The organism is Planctomycetota bacterium, from assembly GCA_035574235.1.
Lineage (GTDB): Bacteria > Planctomycetota > MHYJ01 > MHYJ01 > JACPRB01 > DATLZA01.
In genome coordinates this window covers 1-7,042 of record DATLZA010000196.1, presented here as the reverse complement: position 1 = coordinate 7,042, position 7,042 = coordinate 1, and the positions used below count along the sequence as shown (strand labels likewise).

The 7,042-nt window shown below is 71.7% G+C and carries 4 protein-coding genes; 1 reads left to right on the top strand and 3 read right to left on the bottom strand.

Annotation, left to right across the window (positions count from 1 at the left end):
• Nucleotides 1-238 precede the first annotated feature (238 nt).
• The gene (locus VNO22_18315; protein HXG63331.1) at nt 239-1,546 is read left to right on the top strand and encodes an MFS transporter; all 1,308 of its coding nucleotides are present in this window, start codon (nt 239-241) and stop codon (nt 1,544-1,546) included.
• 15 nt (nt 1,547-1,561) lie between these two features.
• Here VNO22_18315 and VNO22_18310 read toward each other — a convergent pair whose 3' ends face one another.
• The 3 genes from VNO22_18310 to VNO22_18300 form a co-directional block, all read right to left on the bottom strand.
• Nucleotides 1,562-3,001, bottom strand: coding sequence for an efflux transporter outer membrane subunit (locus VNO22_18310; protein ID HXG63330.1), 1,440 nt, complete (start codon nt 2,999-3,001; stop codon nt 1,562-1,564).
• Nucleotides 2,998-6,039 carry an efflux RND transporter permease subunit gene (locus VNO22_18305; protein ID HXG63329.1) on the bottom strand — a complete coding sequence of 1,014 codons (3,042 nt, stop codon included), beginning with the start codon at nt 6,037-6,039 and terminating at the stop codon, nt 2,998-3,000. The genes VNO22_18310 and VNO22_18305 overlap by 4 nt, the downstream gene beginning before the upstream one ends.
• Before the next feature lie 12 nt (nt 6,040-6,051).
• Nucleotides 6,052-7,042 (bottom strand): efflux RND transporter periplasmic adaptor subunit (locus VNO22_18300; GenBank protein ID HXG63328.1); only part of this gene is annotated, 991 nt, incomplete at its 5' end.

Genomic DNA, 7,042 nt, shown 5'->3' with positions numbered 1-7,042 from the left:
TCCTGGATCTTTCGGCCTCCTGGAGCCTGACGCTCGGCGCCACCCGTTTCTTCATGGACGTGACGCAATCGAGCCGATCGGACGACAAGGACCGCGCGATGTTCTCCGGGGACGGCCTTTTTCTTGGGCTGGATTTCCGGTTCTAGAGGGCCGTTTCCGGGGGCCGCCGAGATTTCCCGGCGGTCGCTCGACAATCTTCACCCCGCGGGCCCCTTCCGGGTATCATGGGCCGACCTGCATGGAAAGCCCGCCGGCCCCGATATCCCCCTGGGCGCCCCTCCGGCACGGCAATTTCGCCTTCTATCAGTTCGCCCGCGTCCTGCTCATTCTGGGGGGGCAGATGTACCTCGTGGCTCTCCACTGGCAGGTGTACGACATGACGCGGAGCCCGCTTCAATCGGGCCTGGTGGGCCTGGCGCAGTTCATTCCCAACCTGCTCTTGGCTCTTCCGGCGGGGCACGTGGCGGACCGCCTGAACCGGCGGGGGATCCTCGTGGCCTGCGCGCTGGCGAACGCGGCCACGGGAGGATGGCTCGCCTGGCAGGCCGCCCGTCCCGCGCCCTCCCTTCCGGCGATCTACGCGGCGTGCGGCTGCCTGGGCGCCATCCGCGCCTTCAGCGCCCCGGCGGGGCACGCCTTCCTCCCGGCGCTCGTTCCGCGCGCGCTTTTGCCGCGGGCGGTCGTCTGGCACCTGATCGTCTTCCAGATGGCCACGATCGCGGGTCCCGCCGCCGGCGGGTTCGTCTACGCGGGCAGCCACGCGTCGCGGGTGTACCTCGTCGCGGGCACCCTCTTCGTCGGCGCCGCCGCGTGTCTGGCTCTTCTTTCGGCCCGGCCCCAGGCCGTCGCGGATCCGGAGCCTTTCAATCGCGCGGTCCTGGCGGGGCTCCAGTACGTCCGGAAAGACCGCCGGCTGCTCGGCGCGTTCTCGCTCGACCTTTTCGCCGTCCTCCTCGGCGGCGCCACGGCGCTTCTGCCGGCCGTCGCCAAGGACATCCTCCAGCGGGGGCCCGAGGTGTTGGGCCTGCTGCGAAGCGCCCCCGCCATCGGCGCCGGCGCGACGGCGCTTTTTTTGGCCTTCCGCCCGCTCGACCGCCGGATCGGCGTCTGGATTCTCGCGGGAGTCGCGGCCTTCGGGTTCAGCACGATCGGGCTGGGTTTCTCCACGAGCCTGGAGCTGACCGTGGCGTTCCTCATCCTCTGCGGCGCTTCCGACATGCTGAGCGTCACCGTCCGGCACACGCTCATGCAGGTGTCCACCCCCGAGACGATGCGCGGCCGGGTGGGAGCCGTGTCGATGATCTTCATCAACACCTCCAACGAACTCGGGGAATACCGCTCCGGACAGACCGCGCACTGGTGGGGAACGCAGGCGGCCATCGTCGTCGGGGGGATCGGGACGTGCGCCGTCGTGGCGCTCTGGACGTGGCTTTTCCCGGAGCTGCGTCGGGCGGACCGCTTCGAGCTGGCCCCGACCGCCGCCGCGGAGGGAGCGGCGACGGCTCCGGAGACAGCCCCCCGCGGGGCGTCCAAGGCGAACGGGTAGCGCCTCGGCCGGCGTTCAGGGGGTCCAGCCGCCGCCCACGGCCTTGTAGAGCGCGATCGCGGCGGCCGACACGGCCTCTTCGCTCCTCACGAGGAGATCCTCCGTCTCGTAAAGCGCCCGTTCCGCGTCGAGCACGCTCAGCAGGTCCGCCAGGCCCTCCGCGTACTGCCGGCCCGCCAGCTCCACCGCCCGGCGGCGCGACTCGGCCGCGCGGGACAGGGCCGCCCGCCGGGTCTGTTCCCGCGCCAGGGTGACGAGCGCATCCTCGACGTCCTGAAGCGCCCCGAGGACCGCCCGCTCGAAACGGATCGCCGCCTGCTCGCGCCGGGCGTCCTGAGCTTCCACGCGGGCGCGGATCCGGCCTCCCTGGAAGAAGGGCCACTGGATCGACGGTCCGAACGACCAGGCCCGGCTGGCCGCCGTGAACAGGTCCGAAGTCTCGAGACTTTCCGTCCGGAAGAAGCCGAGGAGGAAAAAGCGCGGGTAAAGATCCGCCGCGGCCGCGCCCACGCGCGCCGTCGCCGCGGCCAGCTGGCGCTCCGCCCGGCGGACGTCCGGCCGGCGGCGCAGGAGATCCGCCGGAAGGCCGATCGGGATTTCGGAAGGGGGCGCCGGAACGCGGCCCGCCGCGGCCAGCTCCGGCACGAGCGATCCGGGGTCCCGCCCCAGGAGGACGCCCAGGCGATGAACCGCCCTGCGCACCCCCGCTTCGAGCTCGGGGAGCGCGGCCGCCGTGGCGTCCGCCTGGCCCTGGGCCCGGACCCCGTCGAACTCCGACGCCCGCCCGGCGTCCACCCGCGCGCGCACGAGGGCGGCCGTCCGGCGCTGCGCTTCGAGATTGCGCCGGGCCACCTCGAGACGGGTCTGAAGGCCGCGCAGCTCGACATAGTTCCTCGCCACTTCCGCCGCGAGCGAAACGCGGACGTCCCGGAGGGCTTCCACGGCGGAGTCGAGGTCCGCCGTCGCCGCCTCGAGGTCCCGCCGCCGGCCGCCGAAGACGTCGATCTCCCACGACGCGTCGAATCCCGCCTGAAGGAGGTCGAAGGCTTCTCCGTCGGTCGGGAAGAGACCGCGTTCGCTCCAGCGCAGGCGTTCGTAGCCCGCGCGGACGGAGGCCTCGGGGAAGAGCCCGCCGCGGACGACGCCGCGGAGGGCGCGGGCTTCCCGCACGCGGGAAGCGGCTTCACGGAGCTCGAGGTTTTCTTCCAGGGCGCGCGCGACCAGCGACGCGAGGGCGGGATCCCCGAAGGACGTCCACCACTCCGCCAGGTCGGCCGTCCGCGCGCGCGGCCGGTGGGCGTCCTCGGGGCCCGCTTCCTCCAGCGCGCTCCAGGACTCCCGAAGCGACGGCCGGGGCGGTTCGTAGTCGGGACCCACGGCGCAGGCGGACGTCGCCAGAAGGACGGCCGCCAGGGCCGCCGCGCGGAGCGCCGGTCGCCGATGCGCGTTCTTCATGCGACCTCCGGGTTTCCGCGGTCCGGCGCGCGCTCGGAGGCGATCAGCGAGTAGAACGCCGGAACGACGAAGAGCGTGAAGATGGTGCCGACGGTCATGCCCGCCACCAGCACGGTGCCGATGCTGTTGCGCGCCTCGGCGCCCGGTCCGGACACGAGAACGAGAGGCACGTGCCCGAAGACCGTCGCGGCGGACGTCATCAGGATCGGCCGCAGCCGCGTGAGGGCCGCTTCGCGGAGGGCGGCCTCCTTGGGCAGTCCCCGGTCCCGCAGGGCGTTGGCGAACTGAACGACGAGGATGCCGTTCTTGGCGATCAGTCCGACCAGGGTGATCAGGCCCACCTGCGAGTAGATGTTGACGGTGGTCAGGTCCAGGAAGCAGAAGACCAGGGCGCCGGAGATCGCCAGAGGCACGGAACCCACCAGGACGATCAACGGATCGCGGAAGCTCCGAAACTGGGCCGCCAGAACGAGATAGATGAGGGCGATGGCGAAGCCGAGCGTGGCCGTCAGCCGCGACCCTTCGCGGCGGATCTGTCGGGACTCGCCCGCATGGTCGAGGGATACGGGACGCCCGGCCGCGGCTTCCTCGAGCACGCGCAGGCCTTCCTCCTTGGTGACCCCGGGTTGGACGCCCCCGAAGACGCGGGCGGAGTTGCGCTGCTGGAAGCGGGTCAGCGAGCGGGGCGCCGCCCCCGCTTCCACCCGCGCGAAGGTCGAGACGGGGACCAGGCCTCCCCCGGGCGCTCGGACCTTGAGGTCGAGGAGCGGCCCGAGCGTCGCGCGCCCCTCGTCCCCGATCTGGGGAATCACCTTGTAGCTGCGGTCGAAGTAGTTGAAGCGGTTGACGTACGCGCCGCCGAGGAGGGTTCCGAGCTCGCCGCCCGCGCCCGCCAGGTCCATCCCGAGGTCGGCCAGCTGTTCCCGGTCGATGACGACGCGCGCCTCGGGGAGGTCGATCTTGAGGTCCGTGTCCACGTAGAGGAACTTTCCGCTCCGCCAGCCGGCGGCGACCACGGCCTGCGCCTCCTCGAGGAGCCGCTCGGGAGGGGCGTCGCTTTGAAGGACGAGTTCCACGTCGAACTGGCCCGCGTTGGGCAGCGGCGGATCCAGCCGCGGGAAGACCCGGAGTCCGGGCACGCCGGCGACGGCGCCGAAGATTTCGCCGTACATCTCCTCGGTGGAGCGGGAGCGAAGGCGCCAGTCCCGGGTCACCATTCCTCCGAAGCCGCCCCAGGCGGCGGTGAGCGACCACATGAACTCCGTTTCGGGGAAGGCTTCGATGGCGCGGACGACCTTGAGGGATTCGCGGTGGACCGCCTCCGGGGTCGCGTCCGGCGAGGCCTCGAAGAACATGCTGACATGCCCCTGGTCCTCGACGGGGGCCAGCTCGCGGCGCGAGTTTTCGTAAAGCGGCCAGGCCGCGGCCCCCACGGCCAGAGAGGCCGCCGCGATGGCCCAGCGGACCGAAAGCGCCCGGTCGAGCAGCCCGGCGTAAACGCGGCGCACCCGCTCGAAGCCGCGGTTGACGAGCGCCGACAGGCGCGTTTCCCGGCCGTGCGGGCGGACCAGGCGGGAGCTCATGACGGGGGAGAGCGTGACGGCCACGATGCCGGAGACGAGCACCGCGGCCGCGAGCGTCACCGCGAACTCGAGGAAGAGCGAGCCCGTGAGGCCGCCCTGGAAGCCGATCGGGGCGTAGACCGCCGCCAGGGTGACCGTCATGGCCAGAATCGGGCCCAGAAGCTCGCGCGCGCCGGTGAGCGCCGCCTCGAGGCGCGAGGCGCCGCGGCGGACGTGGCGCTCGACGTTCTCGACGACCACGATGGCGTCGTCCACGACCAGACCCACGGAGAGGACGATCGCCAGGAGGGTCAGAAGATTCAGGCTGAACCCGAAGGCCAGCATGAGAAGCGCGGCGCCCACCAGGGAGACGGGCATGGCCACCAGAGGCACGAGCGCCGTCCGGACCGACCCCATGAAGAGGAACACCACGACGGCGACGATGAGGATCGTCTCGCCAAGGGTCTTGGTGATTTCCTTGAGGGCGTTTTCCATGAAGACCGTGGCGTCATAGGCCAGCCGCATGTCCACGTCGCGCGGCAGGGTGGGCCGGAGCCGTTCCATCTCGGCCCGGAGCCGGTGAGCCACCTCGATTTCGTTGGTTCCGGCCAGCGGCCAGACCGAGAGGTAAACGGCCTCCCGGGTTCCGAACTTGGCGAGCATGTCGGCTTCCTCGGCCCCGAGCTCCACGCGGGCGACGTCGGACAGACGCACCAGGGAGCCGGCGCGCTCGGCGACCACGAGGTCGCGGAATTCCTCCTCGGAGCGCAGGTCGGTGTTGGCCAGGAGGTTCACCTGCACCGAGCGTCCCTTGGTCTGGCCCACGGCGGCCAGGTAGTTGTTGCGGCGCAGCGCGGCGTGGACGTCCCCGGGGGTGAGACCCAGCCCGGCCAGCCGGTCCGGATCCAGCCACACGCGCATGGCCAGGGGGCGGCCGGCCTCAACGCCCACGCGCTGGACCCCCGGGAGCGTGGCGAGCTGCGGCTGCAGGGTGCGCGTGAGCCAGTCCGTCAGCTCCGGCACTCCCCGCTCGGACGAGGTGAAGCTCAGGTAGAAGGAGGCGTAGGGGCGGTCCGCGCGCTGGATTTCGACGACGGGCGGCTCGGCCTCCGCGGGCAGCTCCGAGCGGACCTGCTGGAGGCGGGCGGTGATTTCGGCCAGGGCCGCGGTGCTGCTGTGATTCAGCTTCAGGCGCACGGTGATGAGGCTCACCCCGGCGCGGCTCGTGGATTCGATCGAGTCGATTCCGCTGATCGCCGAGACGGCGCGCTCGATCGGCGTGGTGAGGAAGCCGCGGACCGTCTCGGCGCTCGCGCCCACGTAGACCGTGGTGATGAGAACGGACGAGCTTTCGATCGTGGGATACTGCTGGACCGGAAGAGCCGCGATGGCCCGCCAGCCGGCCAGGACGATCACGAGGTTCACCACCGCCGCCAGGACGGGGTGGCGGATGAAGACGTCGGTGAAGGATCGCACACGGTCCTCCGGTCAGCGGTTGGAGCCGGACTCGTCCACGATCGCGACCCGGACCCCCTCGCGCAGTTTGAAGGAGCCCGAAGCGGCCACCGTCTCTCCGGCCGAGAGCCCTTCGAGGATCAGAACCTCGTCCCCGAGAAGCGGGCCCCCGCGGACGCGCCGGACGCCGGCGCGGGGGATTCCCTGCGGATCGGGCGCAATGACGAAGACATGATCGCCGGCGGGGCTCTTGCGGAGGGCGGGAGCGGGCACGGCGAGGACCTTCCGGGGGGGACCGGACGGAACGACGATCCGAACGGACGCCCCGGGCGGCGGGGGGGAGGAGCCTTCCAGCCGCGCCCGGACCGTGGCGCTGCGGGTGGCGGGGTCCACGCGCGCATCCACGGCCACGATCCGCGCCTTTCCGAGAGCGGCGCCGGCGGCGGAACGGACCTCCACGAAATCTCCCGGTCGAAGTCCCGAGGCGACCGCCTGGACGACCGCGAAGTCCACGTGGACGGCTTCCTCGACGCCCTGCAGCGTCGTCAGCGCCGTTCCCTCGGAGAGGTACTGCCCGGGGTGGACGTCCGCCAGGCCGATGCGTCCGCGAAAGGGCGCGCGGATCGTCTTGCGGGCGATCACCGCGCGGAGGCGGGCGACCTGCGCAAGGGCCACGTCCCGTTCGGCGCGGGCGCGGTCCAGCTCGGCTTCGGGGACGGCCCGGTTGCGCGCGGCGCGCTCGGTGCGGGCAAGCAGCGTTTCAGCGAGGGCGGCCTGGGCCTCAAGCGCCTTCAGTTCGGCTTGCTCCACCGAAACGTCCAGGCGGACGAGGTCCGCGCCCGCGTCCACCGTTTGTCCGGGTTGCATGAGGACTTCGCGGACCGTTCCGGACAGCTCGTTGCGGACCGTGATCGACTGAAGGGCGAGCACGGTCCCGATGGACGTGGTCGTGGGCCGGTACTCGCATTCCCGGGCCGCGGCGACGGTGATCGCCTCGGCGGGTTCGGGAAGATGGGCGCCCGCC

What these genes read in the sequence shown, in the direction of transcription:
- VNO22_18315 (HXG63331.1), top strand. Translation starts at nt 239, where the DNA reads ATGGAAAGCCCGCCGGCCCCGATATCCCCCTGGGCGCCCCTCCGGCAC.
- VNO22_18310 (HXG63330.1), bottom strand. Translation starts at nt 3,001, where the DNA reads ATGAAGAACGCGCATCGGCGACCGGCGCTCCGCGCGGCGGCCCTGGCG.